A 22,300-nucleotide genomic window follows, 5' to 3' on the forward strand; every position below is an offset into this window, starting at 1 on the left:
GCCCTGAGCACAGCAAACGGCCCGGCCGCGCCGTAGAGCGAGGCCGGGCCGGAAAAGCTCAGTGCCAGATCCAGATCTCCGTGCCCGGTGGAACCGCGCCGGCCAGGGGGCGCTGGGCTTTGACCAGGCCCGAGCCGCCATGTGCGATCTTGCGGGTTTTGACCTTGAGGCCGGCGGTCTGGAGCTCGGTCTGGGCGTCCTGCACGTTCTTGTGCATCACATTGGGAATCGTGACGAAGCCCTCGATGGAGTCGTCGTCGTCCTGATCCCACGGCCATTGGAAGTTGTCGCTCTTGGACACGGTGAGGTTGGCCGTGTCGCCGGGGTTGACCTCGGCCTTGGCGGGTGGGGACTGGGCGATGACGGTGCCGGGCTGGGCGTCGTCGATCTGCTCGACGACGTTGACCTGGAAGCCGGCTTCGCGGAGGGTCGTCTCGGCCTGCTCACGGAGCATGCCGGTCACGTCGGGCATGACGAGGCCGGCGCTCAGCACCAGGTCGATCCTGCCGCCCTTGCGGACCTTGGTGCCGATCTGGGGGCTGGAACGGATGACCTTGTCCCGCGGCACCGCCTTGTCGGCGATGCGCTTGATCTCGTCGATCGTCAGGCCCGCGTTGGCGATCGCCGTCCTGGCCTCGGCCTCGCTCAGGCCGGCGACGTTGGGCACGATCACGCGGACGGGCCCCAGGGAGGGCACCAGCTTGATGGTGGAGCCGGCGTCGACCTCGGCCCCGGCCGCGGGATCGGTGCGCAGCACCTTGCCCTCGGTGATCTTGTTGTCGTGCTCGGACTGGAGCACCTCGACGGTCAGTCCCACCTTGGCCGCCTCGCCCTTGGCGACGGTGAGGGTCTTGCCCATGAGCTCGGGCACCTTGACCGGGTCCTCCTGGGCGAGCCACACGCCGGTGATGCCCATGCCGATCACCATGACCACGGCGAGGCCGATGAGGAACCAGTGCGGCTTGAACTTGGGCTTGCCCGCCTTCTCCGCGGACCTGCCCGACTTGTCGGCGGACCTGCCCGCGGGGGCGGTGCCCGCGGCGAGCACGGCGGCCTTCGGCTGGATGAGCGTCTGGTTGGGCACGACACCGGGCGGCGGCTTGGGCGCCCCGGAACGGCCCGGCGGCTCCGCCCCGGAGCCGGATGAGCCGGGGGACCCGGAGGGACCGGGGGAGCCGGCGGAGGAGCGGTTGGGGTTGGGCTGGTAGAAGGCCCGGACCCCGCTTCCCCCCGCCGGGAGGGTGCGGTGGGCCTCCACCGAGGCGACGAGCATGGCGGTGGCGTCGGCGAAGCGGTCCTCGGCCTCGCGCGCGGTGGACTGGGCCACCAGCGCGTCGACGATCGGCGGCAGGTCGGGCACGATCGACGAGGGCGCCGGCACCTCGTCGTGCACATGCTTGTAGGCGATCGCCATGGGCGACTCGCCCTCATAGGGCTGGCGGCCGGTCAGCAGCTCGAAGAGCATGACGCCCGCGGCGTAGACGTCGCTGCGCGCGTCGACGACCCCGGTGGTGACCTGCTCGGGCGACATGTAGCCGATGGTGCCGATCATCAGGCCGGTGCGCGTCTGGTTGGAGGAGGCGATGGCCCGGGCCAGGCCGAAGTCCACCACCTTGACCCGGCCGTCCTCGGCCAGCAGCACGTTTTCCGGCTTCACGTCCCGGTGCACCAGTCCCGCCTGGTGGGCGGACCCGAGGGCGGCCAGCACCGGGATCATGAGCTCCAGCGCGTCGCGGGCGGGCAGCCGCCCCCGGCCGCGCAGCACGTCGCGCAGGGTGCGCCCCGGCACGTATTCCATCGACAGGTAGACCGTCGAGCCGTCTGTGCCCTGGTCGAAGACCTGCACGATGTTGGGATGGGAGAGGCTGGCCACGGATTTCGCCTCGCCGATGAAGCGCCGGACGAAGCTGGGGTCGGCAGACAGGGTGCCGTGCATGACCTTCAGCGCGACCGTGCGGTCGAGTCGGACGTCAAGTGCGAGGTAGACCGTCGCCATGCCGCCGTGGGCGAGACGCGATTCGACGCGGTAACGCCCATCGAGGAGTCGCCCGACGAGGGCGTCGGCATCGGTCGTGTCCACGCCCCGAGTTTACGGGCGTTTCGACGAGGGAAAGGCCCGGCACCATCAAAGCGATGCCAAGCCTGTTCCCTCAAAATCCGTCAAAGAAGCAGTTACTTAGACATTGGTGACGACGCTTCGGCGTACCGACGCTTCGGTATACGTCCGGCGAGGCGCGCCAGCCGGCCGGCCTCGACCGCCCCGCGCATGGCGGACGCCATGACCTCCGGCCGCTGCGCCCGCGTCACCGCCGTCGCCAGAAGCACCGCGTCGCACCCGAGCTCCATGGCGAGCGCGGCGTCGCTCGCCGTGCCGATGCCGGCGTCGAGGATGACGGGCACCGAGGCCGCCTCCACGATCAACTCGATGTTGTGCGGATTGCGGATGCCGAGACCGGAGCCGATCGGCGCGCCGAGCGGCATGACCGCCGCGCACCCGGCCTGCTCAAGCCGCCGCGCCAGCGCCGGGTCGTCCCCGATGTACGGCAGCACGACGAACCCGTCGGCCACGAGCCGCTCGGCCGCGTCGAAGGTCTCGATGGGGTCGGGCAGCAGGGTGCGCTCGTCGGCGATGACCTCCAGCTTGACCCACGGCGTGCCGAGCGCCTCGCGGGCGAGCCGCGCCGTCAGCACCGCCTCGCCCGCCGTGTAGCACCCGGCGGTGTTCGGCAGCACCTTGATGTCCCTGCGCCGCAGTACGTCGAGCACGGAGCCCGGGGCGCCCGGGTCCAGCCGCCGCATCGCGACCGTGGTCAGCTCGGTGCCGGAGGCGACGAGCGCCTGGTCGAGCACCTCCAGGGAGGGCGCCCCGCCGGTGCCCATGATCAGACGCGAGGAGAACTTCTCCCCGGCGATGACGAGCTCATCCACCTTGCACCGCCGTGAGCACCTCGATCTTGTCCTGCTCGGTCAACTCGGTCGCCTCCCAGGCGCTCCGCCGGATCACCTCGTCGTTCACGGCCACGGCGATGCCGCTGGTCGCGTTCGTCAGGCTGAGTACGGCGTCGGCCACTGTGGCCCCGGCGGGCACGTCGCGTGCCTCACCGTTGATCGTCACATTCATACGTATCCCTTGAAGCGGTCGGGGGAGCACGCCGAGGCCAGGGCCCCGTCGCCGTCTCCGAAGAGCGGGTCCCCGAAGAGCAGGTCGGCCGTCAGCGGGGCGAGCAGCACGCCGCCCCGGTGGTGGCCGGTCGCCATAAGCAGGCCGGGCAGTGCCGTACGGCCGATCATGGGGAGGTTGTCCGGCGTGCCGGGGCGCAGGCCCGCCACCACGTCGCACATCTCCAGTTCGGTCACTCCTGGCACCAGCTCGCGGGCGTCGCGCAGCAATTCCCACAGGCCCCCGGCGGTCACCCGGGTGTCGAAGCCCATCTCCTCCTGCGTCGCGCCGAGGACGATCTCGCCGTCGCCGCGCGGCACGAGGTAGACAGGGGAGCCGTGTACGGTGCCCCGCACGCAGTGGCCGAGCAGCGGGGCGGGCGAGCGCAGCCGCATGATCTGGCCCTTGACCGGCCGCACCGGCGGCATAAGGCCGGGCGGCAGCCCTTGGAGCGCTCCGCTCCAGGCTCCCGCGGCCAGCACGATCCGCTCGGCGGTCACGATCTCGCCGTCGTCCAGGCGCACGCTCCGGCCGCTCTCGCCGGGCACGAGCTCGGCCGCGCTCCGCCGTACGACCTCCACACCGAGGCGGTCGAGGGCGGCGAGCAGCGCGGCGGTGACGCGGCGCGGGTCCACCCAGGCGTCGCCTCGGGCCAGCAGGCCGCCGCGGACCGAGGGGGCGAGCATGGGCTCCAGGCGGCGGCACTCGCGGCCGGTCAGCCGTTCGAACGGGAGGCCGAGCTTGTCGAGGAAGACGGCCAGGTCGTCGAGGGCGGTCAGGTCGTCGGGGCCGAAGGCCACATCGAGCATCCCGTCGGTGCGGTAGTCGACCTCGTGCCCGCTCGCGGCCTCGAGCTCTGCGGCGAACTCCGGCCACCTGGCCAGGGAGGCCAGGCCCAGGCGCAGCAGGGGCTCCTCGGTGTAGGTCACCTCGCTGACGGGGGCGAGCATGCCCGCCGCCGCGTGTGTCGCGCCCCGCCCCGGCGCGGGGTCCACGACCGTGGTCGTGAGGCCCTGCCGGGCGGCCCGCCAGGCGGTGGACAGCCCGATGATCCCGCCTCCGAGCACGAGCACGTCGGGGGATCGGGGGGAGATTGAAGGCATATGTAGTTCCGCTCCCTTCGCCGGCATGATCCGGATCAGGTCTGTTGGCGGTCGAAGGCCGGCGTAGCCTTCCTCTCAGCCCGGTACGGCCGGACTCCCGCGCGTTGTTCCGTTCCCAGACTACGACCACGCCCGAAGCACTTGCACAATGCGGTCATCGGTGGTTGTGCGCTGAGCTACCAGCATTTGTTACGACCCACCCGTTGGTGCGGGCGGGGTTCGCAACTAGGGTCAAGAGATGTGAATCATGTCGTGGTGGTGGGCGCGGGGCTGGCAGGCGTACGAAGTGTGGAGGCGCTGCGGGCACGCGGATACCAGGGAAGCATCACGTTGATCGGGGAAGAGCCGCATCGTCCATATGATCGGCCGCCGCTCTCCAAAGCGGTGCTGCTGGGCGAAAGCGACTCCACGAAGGTCGAGTCGGATCTCGACGCTATGAATGTGACCCTGCGCACAGGCGTGGCGGCCAAAGGCCTGCGCGACGGGGTGCTGGAGACGACCGAGGGCGAGATCCCGTATGACGGGCTCGTTCTCGCGACCGGCGCGGTCCCCGTGAGATTGCGCGGCGAAGGCGATCAGCATGTGTTGCGCACCATTGACGACGCACTGGCGCTACGCGCGCTGTTCGCCCCCGGCGTCCGGCTGGCCGTCGTGGGCGCGGGCTGGATCGGGGCTGAAGTCGCGACCGCGGCCCGCAGAGCCGGCTGCGAGGTGGTCGTGGTCGAGGCGGGCGACTCGCCGCTGTCGGTCGCGCTGGGCCCCGAGGCCGGCCGCTACACCGCCCCGTGGTACGCCGAGGCGGGCATCGACCTGCGCCTCGGTGAACGGGTGGCCTCCGTGGACCCCGGCGGCCTGACACTGGCCGGCGGCGGCACGCTGGAGGCCGACGTGGTGCTCGCCGGCGTCGGCGTGAGGCCCTCGGTCGACTGGCTCACGGGCTCGGAGATCGCGGTGGAGGACGGCGTGGTAGCCGACGAGCACCTCGCCACCTCACTCCCCGGCGTCGTAGCGGTGGGCGACTGCGCCGCCTGGTGGTCGCGCCGCTTCGCCACAAGGCTGCGGGTGGAGCACTGGGACACCGCGCTCAACGCGCCCGAGGTCGCGGCCGCGACCCTGCTGGGGGAGAACGCGGTCTACGACCCGGTGCCCTACTTCTGGTCCGAGCAGTTCCGCCACATGGTGCAATATGCCGGCTATCACGTCGGGGCCCGGCTGGTCCGGCGCGGTGATCCAGAACGTGACGCCACCTGGACCCTGTGCTGGCTGACCGACGACGACCGGCTGGCCGCTCTGCTCACCGTGGACCGGCCGCGTGATCTTGTGCAGGGGCGGCGCATCGTGGAGAGCGGGCAGCGGCTCGACGTCCGCCGGGTGACCGACTCTTCGGTTGCTCTGCGTGACTGTACCGTCACCTAAGCCGGTGACCTGGACGGATTTAATGTGAAATGGGGCCCGGGACCGGCCCTTGGGGTGTTTGGTACGAGGCCCGATGTGGTAGTGGTGGGTTCGTGACGCTTTCTGTTGCACAGATCGATCGTGAGACCGACCAGCTCGTGGGAGAGTGGCTCCCGCTGTCGGAAGTGGCGAAACGACTCGGCCTTAGCGCCGGTCGGGCCAAGCAGCTCATCAAGGACCGCAAACTCATAGGGGTTCGCCGAGAAAAGGGCGAACCCCAGGTCCCTGCGGTGTTCATCGCGGGTGAGGACGTGGTGAAGGGACTGCCCGGCACGTTGACGGTGCTGGCGGACGCGGGTTACGACGACGTCGAATCCCTCCGCTGGCTCTTCACACCGGACGAGTCTCTACCGGGAGCCCCGGTGGAGGCGATCGTGGCCGGCCGCCATACCGAGGTCAAGCGCAGGGCGCAGGCCCTTGCCTTCTGACCTCGCTCCGGACCCCGTGGCCCGCAGCCGGCTTCGCGCGCGCCTCGCCACGGCCCGCCTCTACCTCTGCACCGACGGCCGCCGCGACCGCGGCGACCTCGCCGAGTTCCTCGACGCCGCCCTCGGCGGCGGCGTGGACATCGTGCAACTGCGGGAGAAGGGGCTGGAGGCGCGCGAGGAGATCGAGCTCCTCGAGGTGTTCCGCGACGCATGCGACCGGCACGGCGCCCTGCTCGCCGTGAACGACAGGGCCGACGTGGCTTATGCCGTACGCCCGGACGTCCTGCATCTCGGGCAGGACGACCTGCCGGTGCCGGTGGTGCGCGACATGCTCGGGCCCGACATCGTCATCGGCCGGTCGACCCACTCGGAGGCGGAGGTGGCCGCCGCCGCGTCCGAACCGGGCGTCGACTACTACTGCTGCGGTCCGCTGTGGCCCACTCCGACCAAGCCGGGGCGTCACGCACCCGGCCTCGGGCTGCTCAAGAGCGCGGCTGCAGAGCCCGGTGACCGTCCGTGGTTCGCCATCGGCGGCATCGACCTCGGGAATCTCGCGGAGGTGCTCGCCTGCGGCGCACGGCGGATCGTCGTCGTCCGGGCCATCACCGAGGCGGACGATCCCGGGGCCGCGGCCGCGGAGTTCGCCCGGCGCCTGGCCGTGAACTGACCCTTTTCCCGGCCCTGGCCGTCCTCATCCGGGCGGGCAGGGCCACGACCCCTTTCGCGGGCCCGGCTCCGGGCACGCCCCGCCGGGCGGGGTACGGCGAAGCCCGCCGAGCCCCGGCACCGCGCATGACCCCGCCTCGGCGCACGGCGAAGGCCCGCGCGTGATCTCGCTTCCGGTAGGCCCGCGCCGCCCGGCCCCGGGCGTCAGGTCCTGCGGCTCGTGGCGGCCACCGCGAGGTCGGCCAGGGCGCTGCGCGCCTCGGCCGTGATCGGGGAGGCGGCCAGGGAGGTCAGCGCCTCGTCCAGATAGCGGCTGATCATGTCCTCGCAGTCGGCCAGCGCGCCGGTCGACACGATGATCTCGCGGAGCGCCAGCACGCCCTCGGCGTCGAGCGCGGGGTCGCCGAGGAGCTTCCGTACGACCTCCGCCTGAGCGGCGGTGGCCGCGGCGAGCGTGCGCGCGATCAGCATGGTGCGCTTGCCCTCGCGCAGGTCGTCGCCCGCCGGTTTGCCGGTCTCGGCCGGGTCGCCGAACACGCCGAGCACGTCGTCGCGTAGCTGGAAGGCGATGCCCACCTTCTGCCCGAAGTTCACGCAGACCTCGTCGATCCACGGCTCCTGGGCCCGCGCGGCCAGCACGAGGCCGAGGCGCAAGGGCTGCTCCACCGAGTATTTGCCGCTCTTGTGCAGTGCCACCCGCAGCGCCGACTCGAAGGTGCCCTCGCCGTGGGCCTGCTCCAGGAGATCGAGGTATTGCCCGCACATCAGCTCGGTGCGCATGTGGTCGTGCACCGGCTGGGCGGCGGCCAGAGCCTCCTCCGGCAGCCCGCTGGTGCGCCACATCTCCCCGGACCAGATCAACATCGTGTTGCCGAGCAGGATGGCGGCGCCCTCACCGAACTGCTCGGAGGAGCCGTGCCAGCCCGCCTTCTCGTGCAGCCGCTGGAAGCGCCGGTGGGCCGAGAGCATGCCGCGGCGCATGTCGCTCGCGTCCATCACGTCGTCGTGCACCAGCGCGCTCGCCTGGAGCAGCTCCATCGAGGCCGCGGCGGTGATGAGCTCGGGGCAGTCGGCGCCACCGGCCCCCCGCCAGCCCCAATAGCAGAACGCGGGTCGCAGCCTCTTGCCGCCCGCGAGGAAATCCTCCGCGGCGGACAACAGGGGGGCGAGATCCGGGGAGCCGAATTGCGGACGCTGCCGGTTGAGGAACTCCCTTAGGGAGTGATCAACTCCGGCTCGGAGTTCGACCAGAGTGCTGGCTGCGGCGGAAGTGGTCATGAGATGAGATTAACGGCCGGGGCCTTACATTAAGATGGCATGGTGTGCTATTTGCAGGAAAAGCGTGTAGAAGGTAAGGCGAAGCGGAGTTTCCTCCTTCAAACGCCTTCCGTGTGACTTTACCCGATGGCCGAGGAGGGCCGGTCGGCGACTTGGGACCGGCGCACGCGATCACGCCGCACCGCGCGCCCGGCCCTGTAGCCTTGAGGCATGTCTTTGGGTCGCCCCTCGATGATGCCAGGCCGGGTTCCCACCGTCCGCGAGATGCTCGCCTCCGGTGACCGCACGTTCTCCTTCGAGTTCTTCCCGCCCAAGTCCGACGACGGCGAGAAGCGGCTCTGGAGGGCCATCCGCGAGCTTGAGGCCCTCAGCCCGACGTTCGTGTCGGTGACCTACGGCGCAGGAGGCGGCACGCGCGACCGCACCGTCGACATCGTCGAGCGCATCGCCCACTCGACCACCCTCACGCCGGTGGCCCACTTCACCGCCGTCAACCACTCCGTCCGCGAGCTGCGCCACCTCATCGGCCGCTTCGCCGACGCGGGGGTGCGCAACATCCTCGCGGTGCGCGGCGATCCGCCCGGCGACCCCATGGGCGAATGGGTGCGCCATCCCGATGGCGTGCTTTACGCCGAGGACCTCGTCCGGCTGATCAGGCAGTCGGGCGACTTCTGTGTGGGGGTGGCCGCGTTCCCCTACAAGCACCCGCGGTCGTCGACGATCGAGGCTGACACCGACTACTTCGTGCGCAAGTGCCGCGCCGGGGCGGATTACGCGATCACTCAGATGTTCTTCCGCGCCGACGACTACCTGCGCCTGCGCGACCGGGTCGCCGCCGCCGGGTGTGACACGCCGATCATCCCCGGTCTCATGCCCGTCACCCAGATGAGCACGATCGCGAGGTCGGAGCAGCTCTCCGGCGCGCCGTTCCCGGCCGACGTGGCCCGCCGGTTCGAGGCGGTGGCCCACGACCCGGCCGCCGTGCGGCAGCTCGGCATCGAGCACGCTGCAGAGTTGTCGCAGACCCTCCTCGACGAGGGGGCGCCCGGTCTGCACTTCATCACCTTCAACAAGTCGAGTGCGACGCGTGAGGTGTTCCAGCTCATCCAGCCCGTCCCGGTGGCGGGCACCTCTAGGGTCTAGGGGCGTTCTCCGTCCCGGCGGGGCATGAGGTGTGGCTCGCCGGGAAGCCCGTGACGTGCGGCTAGGGGCCGGGCGCAAGGGCATTCCGGCTTCGCCGTAATCGTGATCTCCCTGGGAGGCCGGCCGCCGGGCCGCTCCGGCTTCGCCTGGAGGGCCGGGCCGCTCCGGCTCTGCCGTACCCGATCTTCCTGCCGGGCCGTCCCGGCTTCGCCGTATCCCTGCTCTCCTCTAGCCGCCTGCGGACTTGGCGGCGGCGTGGCTCGCGGTCACGGCGCCGTAGAACGGCATGGCCAGGTGGCCGAAGATATCGGCGGTGCCGGCGCCCCCGCCGGTCTTCCAGTCGCGCAGCAGCTCGGAGATCACGCCCACGGTCGAGTTGAGCACGACCCCGGCGTCGGCGAGCCGCACGACGGAGGTCTCGCGGGCGAGGGTGTTGGTCGTGCCCGAGGCGTCGATGACCGCGTGCACGTTGTAGCCGCGGGCCCGTGCCGACAGCGACGCGAACATCAGGCACACGTCGGTGATCACGCCGGCGACGACGAGGTTGGGGCGGTCGGCCGCGCGGACGGCGTCGTCGAAGGCCGGGTCGTCGAAGGCGTCCACCTCGCCGGTGCGGTGGATGACGGGCGTGCCCTCGGGGAGCTCGGCCATCAGCTCGGGCAGCAGAGGGCCGTTGGGGCCGGTCTGCGCCGACGTCGACGCCACGACCGGGATGTCGAACACCTTTCCGGCCCGCGCCAGGGCCAGGGCGTTGCGGATGATCTCGTCGAGCGGGTGGTCCTGGACACCGACGAGGAGCCCGGTCTGGTGGTCCACGAGCAGTATGGCGGTGTTCTCGGGGCTGAGGCGGTGGGTCGGGTAGTCGTACTCGGTTGCCATGGGATGCTCCACGTGAGGTCAGGTGTCGCACGTGTTCTCTACTGGTCCGACCATTCTTTCCGCGATATGCCCTTATATCCACCTTTATGGGCTTAACCATTGATATGGATCTGGTGCCGGTCGCGAGGGATTTCATCCCCATAGTCCTGGTGGCAAGTTTAGTTGAAGCCTAAAATCTTTATCCCATCCTGAGCTTTTTTAGGTGCGGAATTGATGGTGCTCTCCAGCTTCGTCAGCATGTCGCTGAGCTCTTCCATGAGATGCAGTTGCAGGCGGCCCCACCCCGCGGCGTCGTCGTCCATGAGGTGATAACGCCCCGTGACCGAGACGAGAAGATCGCCGATCTTCTTCCGATGCTCGGCCGCCTGGTTCTTGTTGTTCCTGCCGGGCGTGTCGTGGGCCACGCTGATGCGAAGCATGTGAATGTTCTCCAGCTTCCCATCCCAGATGATCTCGTGCATTCCGGGCACGTCGTAATCCTCGTCGGGTTCGCGCTTTCGCAATCTGCTGTCCAGACGCTCGTGAAAGATCTGGTCCATTCGCAGAACCCACGCGTTGAACGTGTCGCGCGAGCTGACGGCGTTGCCGATGGTCAGCAGCGCCATCGGGTCGGAGGTGCTGCGATAGATCGACTGGCCGGTGCGGTTCGCCGACGCCAGCACACACGCGCCGTAGAGCTGCTGGATGCGCTCGGCCACCTCCTTGAGGCGCGTCTCCTCCTTGGTGACCACGAGCCGCCGCCGCTCGGGGAACAACGCCGCGATGCCGCGCTGCGCCGGGGGAAGCACCTCGGGCCGGGGACGCCCGATCGAGCGGGTCACGCCCGCGCCCAGCATGCTGAAATATTCCTCCAGGACGTCCACACCGCCGATCCGGCTCGCGTCCCCGCCGCCCTCCTCGACGATCCTGCGCAGCAGACGGTGGTTGGGGATGAGGCTGGCCGCGGGTTCGTAGTTGCGCTCGGGGGACTGCCGCCACCACTTGAAGAACTGCTCCTCGTCGCTGATGCCGAGCGCGTGCAGCCGCACGTTCTGCGTCTCGTGGAGCTCCTGTGTCAGGGAGACCGCGTCGGCCCTCACCGCGAGCACCTCGCCGGTCTTCTCCACGCCCTTCTCGTTCCAGTCCGCCCCGTCGCTGACCAGCACGATGAGACGGTCGTTGTACGGCAGGCCATACGTATCGAGCAGATCACCCGCATAGCCGATGGCCTGGCCGATGTCGGTGCTCGCGTCCTCCGGCCGCAGCTTTCCGACGGCTACTTTGAACTTGCGCAGGCTCTCGTCGTCGTCGGTGGTCCCGAGCTCCTCCATGCCCCCGCCTACGGGGAACACCGTGGTGGACCGCGTGGTGAAGCGCACCATCGCCAGCCGCGCCACCCGGCCCCCCACCTGCATGCGGCTCTCGGCCATCTGGCGCAGCGCCCGCTTCAAGGCGTCCATGCGGGTCATGTAGGCGTGCCTGGCCGCCGAACCCCGCAGCGTCTCGCCCGGGGTAGGCACGTCGCTCCACGACATCGACGCGCTGCAGTCGGCGAGGATCACGATGTCGACGCCGGCCCTCGCGCCGGAGACGAACAGCTCCACCTGGGTCGTGGTGTCGATCTTCACGAGTCCCCGCAAGGGATTGCCGCGGGCGTCGCTGACGTCGCGCACCCGGTAGGGCACACCCTGCAGGTCGAGCCAGGCCGCCCCGGTGCCCTTCGCAGGAGCGGCGAAGAAGAGCCGCCCGTCGAGCGAGGTCGACGCGCGCAGTTGCCGCACCGCGTCGTCGACCACGATGTCCACCTTCGGTTCGAGCACGATGGAGGCGGCGGGCGTGGGTTCCCGCAGACGCAGTTCCCACTCCTCGCCGTCGTCGGCCACGCCGGTCTCCCGGGCCAGGGCCTCCGAGATCGCGATGCCCCGCTCGGGCACCTCGGGGACCGCGACCAGCCGCACCGGCCTGGCCTGCGACTCCTCGCCGAACGGGAGCAGCAGCCCGGCGCTCGCCCGGCGTGCGACCAGCGGATTCACCCCGACACGCTGCCCTGAGACGAGCCCTTCGCCGCCGACGACGGCGACCTGGCAGGTCCGGGCGGAGAGCACTGTGCCATTCATCGCTTCTCCCACTCCACTGAGACTCCGAGCTGTTCGCCGAGGCGTTTGACGCCGGCGCCCTTCGTGCCGATGAAACGGCCTAAGAGCTCGGGAGGGACGTGGACGAAAAGCTTCTTGCTGGCGGCCTGGAAACTGGAGAAACGAACCTTCGCCGCCAATTCCTTCTTGCCGTCGTTCCTGAGGACCTGCACCAGCCTGCCGAAAAGCTCACGGCCGGTCTTCTGCTGCTCCTCCCACCGGCGAATGTCCTGCCTGCGGCGGTCGGCGGCGCCGTCGATCAGCTTCGCCAGCTCCGCGTCCCGGCCGTGCGAGGCGAGGCTGCGCCGTACATCGTCGAACAGGTTGCTGAGCACGGACAGGTCGAGCGCCTCCTCGCGGACGTTGATGAAGATGTGCCGCACGGACGACAGGTGCGGAAGCCCGGTCGCCTGCCCGCGTGAACCCCGCCGGCGCCGCGCGGCGGTTCCGGCGATGATCTGGAAGACGAGGCTGTGCCGGGACAGGGACCGCAGGTCGGCGCTGTGCGGGGGACAGAGCACGAGGCCGCGCCGGCTGCGGGGGCCGAAGCCGTAGATCTGCCACCGCTCCGCGTGGTGGGCGCAGATGCGGCGCCCGCAGTCCTCCTTGTTCCGCTCGTGCACGTGGTCGCAGCGGAGGTGCCCGATCTTCTGGCAGTTCCGTACGGCACAGCCGGGAAAACGGTCCGCGTAACACGGCGGGCAATACGACATGGCCGCGTCGCCGGGGTGCCGCCGCCGGTGCCGGTCACACCACGCCTGCTTGCGGGCGCATTTGCGCCCCTCGCACCAGAAGGAGGCACGGCCGCCGCACTCCTGGCACCGCGGGGTGTGCGCGGGGCAGCGGGCGTGGAAACCTCCGTCCAGGATCGTCACGTGGTCGTCGCAGATGCGGCCGGGTTTGCCGCCGTCCGCGCACGGCTTGCAGGTGAACGGCCCGTAGACCGTCGCCCCGGAGGTCTGGCAGGTGTCGCAGGCGTAGAGCACCTGCGGCTTTTCCAGCACCCCGTGTACGGCGAAGCGGGTGTCGAGCCGGAAGGCGCGCGGATTGTGGCCGGGGGACAGGAAACGCACCCCGATTGTGCCCCGGTCGCCGCAGCCGAGGTGAACGACCCGCTCCTCCTGCGGATCCACAGTGAACAGCGTGGGCTCGATCTCGGCCCACAGGGCGATGTAGTCGCCCGCGGTTTTCATCGGCGCGGTGAAGTCACGCAGATCGAGCATGACGGGAACCGTGTCGGTCATTCCTGGCGCCCTTCACGCTGGACGATGAGGATTTCGCACGTGGCGCGCCCGCCGCCGTCACCGCGATATCTCGCCGAGGACAGCAGCAGGAAACGGAGGTCGCCGGGGCAGGACCGCCGGCCTTCCTGGATCGAGCTCTGCGCCGCGTCGGCGTCCGCGGCGGGCACGTCGGAGACGAGCAGCGCGATCTGCCGCTTCCTGGCGATGCCGAACAGCCGGTCCCAAGGCGCGGCCACAGCCGCCCGCACGGTGCTTTCCCGGTTCGGACGCAGAATCCGGCGCAACGTCTTGGCACGTTCGCCGTCGAGCTTCTGCATGGCGCGGTTCAGGTTGTAGTCGCCGCCCCGGGAGAAGTAGCCGTCGAGCAGGGCGGCCAGCTCGGAGGGCGCCGGTTCCCGGTCGGCGGCGGCTTTCTCCAGGGCGTTGAAGAGTTCCGTCGCGGGATCGGCCGTCTTCCGGGGGGAGCTGCTGTCCTTCTTGGGGGGCCTGTCCTGCGTAGGTTTCTCCCCGGCCAGTCTCGCGGTCCACTCCGCGGCGACGAGGGCGGTAGGTCCTGGGGCCGCCTGGTGATTGGCGGCGGACACGTGATCGGTCGTCAGCCACGCGGGGTCGCTCAGCAGGCGGCCCATCTCCTTCGGCTCAAGCCGGTGGGACGTCTTTCTCCGCCAGACGAGCATCAGGTCGTTCTCGCCTCTGACCGCCGGCCGGCGTGAGCCGTACCCCACCAACCCCGACAGCAGCGGGGAGAGCTCCGCGTAGTGCACGTCCAGCGCGCGAAACTCCGGGATGAGCTGCGTGAACAGCTTCAACGCCTCGCCGCCGGCCTGCCGCTCCCCGGGGGAACGCCCGGCCTTTCCGCCCGGCCGCCCGTCACCGGCCTCCACGAGGAACGTGGCCGACAGTCCCGAGGCGATGGCCCTGGACCGGTTCAAATCGACGATGCGATGCGGGATCGCACCCACCCTGCGCCCCATACGCTCCATGGCCCGGGCCCTCATGGAGATCGCCTGGAGCAGGATCGCGTGTGCCATCGTGGTGCCGATCAGGGTCTGCCCGTCGAAGAGCGACACCGAGACGTTTCTCAGTCCGGTACGGCTGTCGCCCAGCGGATTGACGTCCATCAGGGCGAGGTCGGACACGCCTTCGAAGCGGCGGAGGTTCTCCTGGACCCGGCTGAGATGAGCCTGGGAGAACGACGTGATGTAGCGGGTGGTGAGCTGGTTCGAGCTGTCGGCCAGCCGCCGCGACCCCTGCGGATCCACCCCGCGCGGGCCGTGCGCCGCCCGGCCGGACAGGGCGATCAGTGACGGGGAGTGCTGGCGCAGCAGGTTGGTGACCAGCTCGCGCTGCATGTCGGTGAGGACCTCCACGGCGTGCAGATCCGGCGAGAGCCAGCCCTTCGGCTGCTCCTCCTCGGCCACATAGGCCGCGGGCACGAGGGTGCCGCCGAGCTCGGCGACCCTTTTGGCCAGCCGGGACACCGCGGTGCCGAGCGCCGAGGCGACCCGTGCCCGCACGGCCGGGCCGAACAGCCACACCGGTCCGGTGTCGATCCACACGGCGCCCGGGAGGTTCTTGTCGGTGAGCAGGGTGCAGGGGCGCCCCTCCACCAGGGGCAGGGGCGGCGGTGAGGTGGCCAGGCGCTCGGCGATCTGGGCCGCCTGCCTCCCGAGGATCACGTAGGTCTTGGAGATGCGCTGCCGTAAGGAGGCATCGCGGTATAACTGCGTCAGCGCCATTCAGCTGCCCTTCCGATCCCGTGGTCATCTGGATCGGTCGTTGAGTAAGTCCGTCACGAGACTTCGTACTTGGGGGAGCAGGGCCGTCAGCAGCACCGCCGTCGCGGCGGCCGCGGCCGTGCACCAGAGGAAAAGCCCGAGCCCCCCGTCCCCCCACAGCGCGCCCGCGGCGTAGGCCAGGCCGAAGGGCAGCCCGAGCGAGGTGAAAAGGCCGAGTGCGGCGACGACGCCGTGACTCGCCGCGGCCTCGATGTAACGCGCGGAAGAGGTGAGCCCCTCGGTCAAGTGCGCGATCAGCTGGGGGACCCGGTGTTGCTCTCTGTAACGCTCCAGGAGCTCATTGCCTTTTCCCCGGGTGGTGATCGTGTCCATTCCCACGGTGTTGCGCGCGGTGATCAGGCGTCCCTCCCATTCGGCCAGGGTGCCGCGGCGCAGCCGGAGCGTCTGGGTGCCGGCCAATTGATTGGCCAGCCGGTTGTATGTCGTGACCTGCATCGCGCCGAGTAGCACGGTGTCCAGATAAAGGGAGTGCGCATAGACCTGGGCGGCGGCCAGGAAATGCGCCTCCGCGCCCGGGTCGGGGGTCGTGCCGACAAAGGCCACACCGTCCCGCAGCACCAGCGCCCGCCAGCTTGCCGACAACCTCACCCGCCCCGAGAAAAGAGACTCGTCTTTCGGGTCGGGCGGAAAACGCTCCACCGGGGTCGCGGAGGCGAGAAGCCACAACCACTGGTCGACGGCGTCCCATTCCGCGTATTCCTCCGGCATGACCGGGACGGGAAAGCCGGTGAAGGAGACAAAGGACACCGTCTGCGCGCGGCGCGCGGGCCCGGCTTGGGCGGTGCCCGCCGGCAGGCGGGCACCGAGTGCGCCGGCGTCCGTGAGCGGGAGGGCCGCGAGGCGGCTCACCTCCGCGAGCGGATCGCCGCCCAGCTCGACGTGGTAGACCGCGAGTCCGCGATCGCCGTCGAGCGGGTCGCGCACGAGCTCCAGGGCGCGCAGCACGCTTCCCGACAGGTCTTCCTCGACCGTCTTGTGCCATCGCGAGGGGCGGGCGGGGGTGCCGTACAGGGCTTCGCCGACCCGGCCCTCGAAATAGCTCAATCTTCTGGCCCGGTCGGCGGCGGTTTCGTTCCGGGAAAGAAACGATCTCTGTGTGGAGGATGTGTGAAGTGGTAACGGTCCGGTTCGCCACTCCGGATCACGGTCGATCGTCACGGGGACAATGAGGCAGGTGCTGCGCCGTTGAAAGGGCATCAGCCCTCCCTCGCGGTCGAGTGTTGTCTGATGCATTCGTTCACGGGTCGCTTCGGAGTGCGGGTCAGCCTAACACTCGGCCTTCATGCTTGAGTTGTTTTGCGATACCTGATGATCGTCTACAGCTCTAAGAGGGGAATTGGGGGCGTGAAATGAGTCTGTTTCGGGCGTGCTGAAAAAGCTGCACTGTTTTATGGCGGTGTCCCGTAGCCTATCCCTATTGTGGCAATAGCGCCTTTTGGGATGCTTCAGCACTTGCAGGGCATTGTGGAGGTTCGCGCGGCTTGTTGCGTTCGTGTGGGATTGAGCCACTGTGTGCCGCGTGTGCCCTGCGGCGGTCAGTCCTGCGGTGTCAGAGGAAGAGGACGGCCGACGATGGCGTAGTGCTCGTGGCCCCCGGGGAAGACGAACTGGCTGAGCAGGTCGCGGAAGCCCATGTTGCGGTAGAGGTGGCGGGCCGCGGTCGGCTGGTCGTGCGTGGAGAGGACGGCGGTGCGCTCCTTGCGGCCCTCACACAAGGCGTGGATCATGCGCCGCCCGATGCCCTTGCCCTGGTGGTCCGGGTGCACGTGGATCTCGGCCAGCTCAAGGGTGTCGTCAAGCCACTCGTGACTGCTCTCGCTGCCCAGCCGCTCGGCCACGGCCCGGCTGATGACGTCGTGCCACCACTGCCCGGGCACCCCGTGGAAACCGTATGCGAACCCGACGGGAGTGCCGTCGGTCAGCTCGGCAAAGATGCAGGTGAAGTCGGGATATGTGGCGTGATTGCGCATGATGCTCTTGCGGCCCGACAGCTGATCGGCCGGGGGGCGCATCGCCGCGCTGTAGATGGAGATCACCGGCTCCAGTTGTGCGGTGAACCCATCGCTGCCTACCCGCCGCAGTCCGATCACGCACGGCACACTAGCAGGATCGAAGGGAACCACTGGAGCGCACCCACAAGCACACCCGACCGTAAAGGACCCACAGAGCCCCGTAAGTGTGCACCAACCGTGGGTTTCCTGGCGCAGGTGCCGACCGGGCAGGGGATCGGTATGGGCCGCTTCTTGTCGAGGAAACGGGTAAGTGCTCGTGCGGAAGTCAATAACGCCATTGCCCGGAGGTGGCATCTGTGGGCCGGTCGCCCCGTAACGCGCTATTCGCCCTTTCTTCGGCTAACCGGATCTGTATTGGGATCGGGCCTTGTGGAAAAGCAGAAATGGGTCAGCGTCCTGGAGGGTGAGGCCGAAGGGCTTCATGGTGCCGTGCCTGTGCCTCCTCGTCGCGGGGAGCCTCGCGGAATGTGCTCGGGCTGACGCCGTTGACCCCCTTGAAGGCGCTGCTGAAGCTGAACGCGTCCGCGTAGCCCACGCGCCTGGCCACCGAGGCGATGGTGACGTCGCGCTCGGCCAGCGGCTCGGCGGCCAAGACATCCGCACCGGTCTGCCCGCTGTCAACGTCGGGATGGGCTGTTCAGCCCTGACCGCGACCCCGCACCGGTCTGCCTGCCGCGCTGCTCCAGGTCGAGCCGGCCTGTGAGTCGGATCTGATGACGGTCTGGCGGGAGCAGTCGCACTCCACCTGTGTGGAGTCGGCGACCAGCCCAGCTTCCCACGGCCGTCTGGCAGCGCCGAATTCCGCCGCTCAGAACGATGTGGCTCAGGCCACGTGGTGAGCCGCAGGCTGAGCGGCCGTGGGCCGTGGGAGGCGCCGGGATGGGCTGTTCGGTCCTGACCGGGACGCCCGCACCGGTCTGCCCGCTGTCTTCAGCCGGCCAGGGGGATGCGGGTGGGGGTGGGGACGGTGTGGGTGGGGATGCCGAGGAGGGTTTCGACTGCGGTGACGAAGGTGGTTGCCTGGGTGGTGAGGTCGTCGGCGTCGGTGGCGGAGACGCCGCGGACCAGACCGGCCTCGGCGGCGGCGCGCACGGTGGCGCTCGCCGCGAAGTAGGCCGCCCAGTCGGCGAGTTGTGGCTCGGCCTTCGGGAGCAGCTCCCACGCGCTGCGCACCCGCCTGCGGCGGCCCTCGTGGAGGTGGGGGCGGGCCGCGATGACCGCGGCCGCGGCGCGAAGAGCGGCCATGTGGGCGGCGACATAACGCGCCGCCGGTGTGCGTGCGTCGGCGGCTTCGGCGAGACGGGCGTGGGCGTCGGCGAGGTGGGCTCGGACCTTGGTCGCGAGTGGTGCGGGCGTGAGCGCGATGGGTCTGGAAGTCATTGCGTCAAACCTCCCTGGGTCGCCGCGGCCGGCTTGAAATCCGGCACTGACATCAGCGTGACAGACGGCACCGACAATTCCCGTGCGGGCACATGCGGGACCGCACCCGGCCTGAGGCACAGCCGCACGCCGGCACATCGCAGCCAAAGTGAACATATGCGGCCACGATGCATGCGTTGCCGCCATGGTGGACATATCGCAGCAGCTCTGGGGATCTATTGCGGCCGGAGCGAACACATTGTGGCTGCGGTGGACATATTGCGACCACAGTGAACCGCCGGCTGCGGTGGACACATTGCGGGCGGCCGGACGAGGAGCTTCCCCTCTCCCCGTCCGGCCGAACGCGCCCGATCTCGTCTCCGCCGACGACGAGGACGCGTCCTCCGCCCTTGGAGTCGCCCGGTGGACCGTCTGAAACGGTTGGGCCGACGGTCCGCCGGGCGCTCCCCATGGATGTGAGCCGCGAGCTCACATCACGTTGATGTGAGCCGCGAGTCTCACATCACGCTATCGAACATAATTTCGATGTAGGGTTCATGTCAACAGTTGTGCGAACAAAGATTCGATCCTGCTGCCTGCTGCCTGCTGCCTGCTGCCTGCTGCCCGCGGCCTCCGGGGACGAGTCCTGTCTGTGGACCAACCGGCGCTGCGCGCAAGCCGAAGGGCGCACAAGCCGAGGGACGCCCAAGCCGAAGGACGCGCAACCAAACGTGGAAAGACGCGCAAACCAAAAGGGGCCCGGCGTGAGCCGGACCCCCTAGGACCAGTGAGCCGTTAGCGGCGGAAGGCGCCTCGTACGTGGACGGGGACGCCCTTGCCGAGCATGGCGGGGAGTTTGGCCGCGACGTGCATCGGTAGCCGGACGCACCCGTGGGAGGCGGGGGCGAGGGGGACCGAGAGGGCGCCGTGGAAGGCGATGCCGCCGTTGAAGAAGATCGGGTTGTAGAGCTGGCCCAGGTAGGACTTGTGCCAGCCTGAACGGCGCCACGTGGTCTTGTAGTCGCCGGTGGGGGTCTTTGAGTTGCCGCAGAACCGCTGGCGGCGGCCGTCCCATTCGGTTTCCTCGCAGTAGGGGATGCCGCTGCCGGACGAGATGTGGCTGATGAGCCGCACCTGGCCGCCGCGGTAGAGCACCACGATCTGCTTGGTCAGGTCGACCTCGGCCCGGTCGGGCTTGCCCTTGGGGACGAGCACGCGGGGGTTTCGCGGGTTCTCCAGGGCTTTCCACGTGGCCGAGGCGACCGAGCCCGCCTGGTTGGGGCGGATGCCGTGGATCTTCTGGAAGGCCCAGACGGCGGCCTGGGTGGCTCCGCCGTACCGGCCGTCGATCTTGCCGGGGTCGTAGGCGAGTTCCTTCAGCCGGAGCTGGAGGTCCTTGACCGCGGCGCCCTTGGACCCCACGCGGAGTCGTTTGCCGGGTGCTTTGAACGTTCCAAATGTCGCCGCGGATGCCGTTGGCGCGGCCGCGGTTGTTGTGTGCACGACGGCGGTTGCCGCTTCGGCGCGTGCCAGGAGCGGTGTGTCCGCTCCTATGGCGAGTCCGCCGATCAGTACGGCCCCCGCCGTTAAGAGAGCGGCCACCATCGGTCGCCGGCTACCCCCCACCAAAACCACCCCTCAGTTTCCTCGTCATCGGTGACCTCTCCGCCCCCCGGCGACCCCGTCCTGTCCGGACCCGGCTGTGTGGCGCGGTCGCTTCACGGGCGGGGAAAGGCTCAGTCCAGGGACACTAGCGCAGAGATCAGACAATGCTTGACTTCGTCATGGAGACGTAATCAATCGCTTATCTGGGTCAATCTCCTTAGAGTGAGCGGGTGCCAGAAAAGTTGCCGCAGAACGCTGTGAAAGTCGCCACCGCCCTTCAGTCGCTGGGTGTGGCCGGGGAGATCGTGGTGCTGCCGGAGTCGGCGCCCACCGCCGCCACGGCGGCGGCTCAGCTGGGCTGTGAGGTCGGCGCCATCGCGAACAGCCTGATCTTCGACGCGGACGGCGCGCCGCTGCTCGTGCTGACGAGCGGCGCCCACCGGGTGAACACCGAGCTCATCGCCCGGATCGTCGGCGTGGTCAAGGTCAAGCGGGCCGCGCCCGAGTTCGTGCGGGAGGCCACGGGGCAGCCGATCGGCGGGGTCGCGCCCGTGGGCCACCCGGCTCCGGTGCGCACGCTGGTGGACAACTGGCTGAGCAAGTTCGACGTGGTGTGGGCGGCGGGCGGCCACCCGCACACGGTCTTCCCGACGTCGTTCGACGAGCTGGTACGGATCACCGGCGGCAAGCCCGTCGACGTGGAGTGATGTCCAGGCCGCCGAGCCGTCACAAGACCCGCCGACGACCTAGGCAAGCAAGACCGAGCCGCCCGCACGCCCCGCCGACGACCGGACCAAGGCCCGGGCCCGCGAAGTGGCGCTCAGGCCGCTGTGCCGTACTCCGGGGCCCGGCGGCGCAGCAGCAGCATGGCCGCGTCGTCGCCGAGCGGCCGGCCGACGTGGCGCAGCAGGTCGGCCCGCAGATCGTCCAGGGCCGCCTGCGGGTCCTTGCCGGCGAGCAGGTGGGTGCGCGAGGTCAGCGGGTAGAACCGCTGGGCGGGGTCGCGGGCCTCGATGACGCCGTCTGTGTAGAAGAGGATCTGGTCGCCGGGTGCGAAGGGCACGCGGTAGGGGACCGGCGGGTCGGGCTCCAGCGACAGCAGCCCGAGCGGCGGCGCCTCCTCGGGCGGGTCGGCCAGGAACTGCGTGCCGTCGCCCCGCAGCACCAGCGGCCCGGGGTGGCCGCAGTTGACCATGGAGATCTCCTTTTCGTCGATCACCTCGGCCAGGACGACGGTCACGAACTGCTCGCCCGACAGGTGCCGGGCCAGCGCCTTCTCCAGCCTGGCGACGATGCCGGGGAGTTCGGCCTCGTCGTGGGCGGCCTCACGGAACGCGCCAAGGACGACCGCGGCGGTCTCGACGGCCTCAAGGCCCTTTCCCTGGACGTCGCCCACGATGATGCGCACGCCGCCTTTGGGGCGGGTCACAATCTCGTACAGGTCGCCGCCGATGCGGGCCTCGGCCGCGGCCGAGGTGTAGGAGACGGCCACGCCGATGCCGGGGCCGGCGCGGCGCGGCACGGGGCGCAGCAGGACGCGCTGGGCGGCCTCGGCGACGTTGCGCACCTCGGCCAGGCGCCGTTCGTAGCCCATGCGCCCGGCGCTGGCGAGGGCGCTGGCCAGGGTCACTCCGACGATGGCGCCTAAGGCGACCTGGACGCGCAGGGTGTGGACGCTGCCGGTGTAGACGCCGAGCAGGAGGCACAGGCTCACGGCGATCGCGCCGGTGAGGGCGGTGGTGCGCACGTCGCAGGCGATGCCGGCGAAGGCGGGACCGAGGGCGAGGAGCGGCAGCAGGCCGAGGCCCCGACCGGCGAGAATGTCGGCGAGAGCCACGGCGACCATGACGGCGAAGGGCAGCACTTTGAGCAGCCCCTGCGTCTTGCCGCGGGCCGCCGCGTCGACCACGGCGATCATCCCCTCGGGCCTTCCGGCGCTTCCCGGGGGATGAATTTTCACTTCTTTTGTGCTCTCCGGCGTCTCAGACACCTCCCGTAAGGATGTGTCCTGAGACGTCGTGGAGGCCCCCTCGCCATCCCTCTTGCTCATGGCCA

Annotated in this window: 19 protein-coding genes and 1 pseudogene; 5 read left to right on the plus strand and 15 right to left on the minus strand. The window is 69.7% G+C overall.

All coding sequences use genetic code 11. The annotated features are described in order from the left end of the window. Window positions 1-58 precede the first annotated feature (58 nt). The 4 genes from pknB to thiO all read right to left on the minus strand — a co-directional run bounded on the left by pknB (window position 59) and on the right by thiO (window position 4,263). Window positions 59-2,080, minus strand: coding sequence for a Stk1 family PASTA domain-containing Ser/Thr kinase (gene pknB, locus Ssi02_RS02275; RefSeq protein WP_204020531.1), 2,022 nt, complete (start codon window positions 2,078-2,080; stop codon window positions 59-61). Between the two features lie 92 nt (window positions 2,081-2,172). After that, window positions 2,173-2,928: a thiazole synthase gene (locus Ssi02_RS02280; protein ID WP_204020533.1), complete on the minus strand. Its 756-nt coding sequence runs from the start codon at window positions 2,926-2,928 to the stop codon at window positions 2,173-2,175. Further along, window positions 2,921-3,121 (minus strand): sulfur carrier protein ThiS, encoded by a 201-nt coding sequence (thiS, locus tag Ssi02_RS02285; protein ID WP_204020534.1) that lies wholly within the window; start codon window positions 3,119-3,121, stop codon window positions 2,921-2,923. Before thiS ends, Ssi02_RS02280 begins: the two co-directional genes overlap by 8 nt. Further along, the gene (thiO, locus tag Ssi02_RS02290) at window positions 3,118-4,263 is read right to left on the minus strand and encodes a glycine oxidase ThiO (RefSeq protein ID WP_204020535.1); all 1,146 of its coding nucleotides are present in this window, start codon (window positions 4,261-4,263) and stop codon (window positions 3,118-3,120) included. The genes thiS and thiO overlap by 4 nt, the downstream gene beginning before the upstream one ends. 240 nt (window positions 4,264-4,503) lie before the next feature. On the opposite strand from thiO, the gene Ssi02_RS02295 reads away from it, so the two are divergent. From Ssi02_RS02295 to thiE, 3 genes are all read left to right on the plus strand, one after another. Continuing rightward, a complete protein-coding gene (locus tag Ssi02_RS02295; protein WP_204020536.1) occupies window positions 4,504-5,679 on the plus strand; it encodes an NAD(P)/FAD-dependent oxidoreductase in 1,176 nt (391 codons plus the stop codon). Window positions 5,680-5,771: 92 nt separating this feature from the next. Then, on the plus strand, window positions 5,772-6,146 hold the full coding sequence (locus tag Ssi02_RS02300) for an Rv2175c family DNA-binding protein (protein ID WP_204020537.1): 375 nt from the start codon (window positions 5,772-5,774) through the stop codon (window positions 6,144-6,146). Further along, entirely contained in the window at window positions 6,136-6,813 is a 678-nt protein-coding gene (gene thiE / locus Ssi02_RS02305) for a thiamine phosphate synthase (RefSeq protein WP_239128536.1), read from the plus strand. The genes Ssi02_RS02300 and thiE overlap by 11 nt, the downstream gene beginning before the upstream one ends. Before the next feature lie 203 nt (window positions 6,814-7,016). Here thiE and Ssi02_RS02310 read toward each other — a convergent pair whose 3' ends face one another. Then, entirely contained in the window at window positions 7,017-8,090 is a 1,074-nt protein-coding gene (locus tag Ssi02_RS02310) for a polyprenyl synthetase family protein (RefSeq protein WP_204020538.1), read from the minus strand. 231 nt (window positions 8,091-8,321) lie between these two features. Here Ssi02_RS02310 and metF point away from each other — a divergent pair, with 231 nt between their 5' ends. Continuing rightward, window positions 8,322-9,233: a methylenetetrahydrofolate reductase [NAD(P)H] gene (gene metF, locus Ssi02_RS02315; RefSeq protein ID WP_204020541.1), complete on the plus strand. Its 912-nt coding sequence runs from the start codon at window positions 8,322-8,324 to the stop codon at window positions 9,231-9,233. Between the two features lie 228 nt (window positions 9,234-9,461). Here the strand turns inward: metF and Ssi02_RS02320 are convergent, their stop codons facing one another. The 9 genes and pseudogenes from Ssi02_RS02320 to Ssi02_RS02360 all read right to left on the minus strand — a co-directional run bounded on the left by Ssi02_RS02320 (window position 9,462) and on the right by Ssi02_RS02360 (window position 20,245). Next, window positions 9,462-10,112 (minus strand): isochorismatase family protein, encoded by a 651-nt coding sequence (locus tag Ssi02_RS02320; RefSeq protein ID WP_204020543.1) that lies wholly within the window; start codon window positions 10,110-10,112, stop codon window positions 9,462-9,464. Window positions 10,113-10,270: 158 nt separating this feature from the next. Then, the gene (locus Ssi02_RS02325) at window positions 10,271-12,208 is read right to left on the minus strand and encodes a vWA domain-containing protein (RefSeq protein ID WP_204020544.1); all 1,938 of its coding nucleotides are present in this window, start codon (window positions 12,206-12,208) and stop codon (window positions 10,271-10,273) included. Then, a complete protein-coding gene (locus Ssi02_RS02330; protein WP_204020547.1) occupies window positions 12,205-13,470 on the minus strand; it encodes a KH domain-containing protein in 1,266 nt (421 codons plus the stop codon). The genes Ssi02_RS02325 and Ssi02_RS02330 overlap by 4 nt, the downstream gene beginning before the upstream one ends. Continuing rightward, window positions 13,467-15,209, minus strand: a complete 1,743-nt coding sequence (locus Ssi02_RS02335; RefSeq protein WP_204020549.1) for a hypothetical protein — start codon at window positions 15,207-15,209, stop codon at window positions 13,467-13,469. The genes Ssi02_RS02330 and Ssi02_RS02335 overlap by 4 nt, the downstream gene beginning before the upstream one ends. Before the next feature lie 24 nt (window positions 15,210-15,233). Continuing rightward, window positions 15,234-16,313, minus strand: a complete 1,080-nt coding sequence (locus tag Ssi02_RS02340; protein ID WP_204020551.1) for a hypothetical protein — start codon at window positions 16,311-16,313, stop codon at window positions 15,234-15,236. Window positions 16,314-16,804: 491 nt separating this feature from the next. Further along, on the minus strand, window positions 16,805-17,359 hold the full coding sequence (locus tag Ssi02_RS02345; RefSeq protein ID WP_239128537.1) for a GNAT family N-acetyltransferase: 555 nt from the start codon (window positions 17,357-17,359) through the stop codon (window positions 16,805-16,807). Window positions 17,360-17,669: 310 nt separating this feature from the next. Then, window positions 17,670-17,873, minus strand: a pseudogene (locus Ssi02_RS02350) (helix-turn-helix domain-containing protein); the annotation flags it as partial. A gap of 338 nt (window positions 17,874-18,211) precedes the next feature. Next, on the minus strand, window positions 18,212-18,661 hold the full coding sequence (locus Ssi02_RS02355; protein WP_204020555.1) for an SAV_6107 family HEPN domain-containing protein: 450 nt from the start codon (window positions 18,659-18,661) through the stop codon (window positions 18,212-18,214). Window positions 18,662-19,435: 774 nt separating this feature from the next. Continuing rightward, window positions 19,436-20,245 carry a L,D-transpeptidase family protein gene (locus Ssi02_RS02360; protein WP_239128538.1) on the minus strand — a complete coding sequence of 270 codons (810 nt, stop codon included), beginning with the start codon at window positions 20,243-20,245 and terminating at the stop codon, window positions 19,436-19,438. A gap of 257 nt (window positions 20,246-20,502) precedes the next feature. Between Ssi02_RS02360 and Ssi02_RS02365 the strand changes: the two genes are divergently transcribed. After that, on the plus strand, window positions 20,503-20,952 hold the full coding sequence (locus Ssi02_RS02365; protein ID WP_239128539.1) for a YbaK/EbsC family protein: 450 nt from the start codon (window positions 20,503-20,505) through the stop codon (window positions 20,950-20,952). A gap of 113 nt (window positions 20,953-21,065) precedes the next feature. Here the strand turns inward: Ssi02_RS02365 and Ssi02_RS02370 are convergent, their stop codons facing one another. Continuing rightward, a complete protein-coding gene (locus Ssi02_RS02370; protein ID WP_239128540.1) occupies window positions 21,066-22,205 on the minus strand; it encodes a PP2C family protein-serine/threonine phosphatase in 1,140 nt (379 codons plus the stop codon). Window positions 22,206-22,300 lie beyond the last annotated feature (95 nt).

The sequence above is a fragment of the Sinosporangium siamense genome (assembly GCF_016863435.1).
GTDB classification, from domain to species: Bacteria; Actinomycetota; Actinomycetes; order Streptosporangiales; family Streptosporangiaceae; genus Sinosporangium; species Sinosporangium siamense.

Excerpts from the sequence above, each read along its gene's own strand:
- thiS (WP_204020534.1), bottom strand. The coding sequence starts at position 3,121 with ATGAATGTGACGATCAACGGTGAGGCACGCGACGTGCCCGCCGGGGCC.
- thiO (WP_204020535.1), bottom strand. The coding sequence starts at position 4,263 with ATGCCTTCAATCTCCCCCCGATCCCCCGACGTGCTCGTGCTCGGAGGC.
- Ssi02_RS02310 (WP_204020538.1), bottom strand. The coding sequence starts at position 8,090 with ATGACCACTTCCGCCGCAGCCAGCACTCTGGTCGAACTCCGAGCCGGA.
- metF (WP_204020541.1), top strand. The coding sequence starts at position 8,322 with ATGATGCCAGGCCGGGTTCCCACCGTCCGCGAGATGCTCGCCTCCGGT.
- Ssi02_RS02320 (WP_204020543.1), bottom strand. The coding sequence starts at position 10,112 with ATGGCAACCGAGTACGACTACCCGACCCACCGCCTCAGCCCCGAGAAC.
- Ssi02_RS02325 (WP_204020544.1), bottom strand. The coding sequence starts at position 12,208 with ATGAATGGCACAGTGCTCTCCGCCCGGACCTGCCAGGTCGCCGTCGTC.
- Ssi02_RS02330 (WP_204020547.1), bottom strand. The coding sequence starts at position 13,470 with ATGACCGACACGGTTCCCGTCATGCTCGATCTGCGTGACTTCACCGCG.
- Ssi02_RS02335 (WP_204020549.1), bottom strand. The coding sequence starts at position 15,209 with ATGGCGCTGACGCAGTTATACCGCGATGCCTCCTTACGGCAGCGCATC.
- Ssi02_RS02355 (WP_204020555.1), bottom strand. The coding sequence starts at position 18,661 with ATGACTTCCAGACCCATCGCGCTCACGCCCGCACCACTCGCGACCAAG.
- Ssi02_RS02360 (WP_239128538.1), bottom strand. The coding sequence starts at position 20,245 with ATGGTGGCCGCTCTCTTAACGGCGGGGGCCGTACTGATCGGCGGACTC.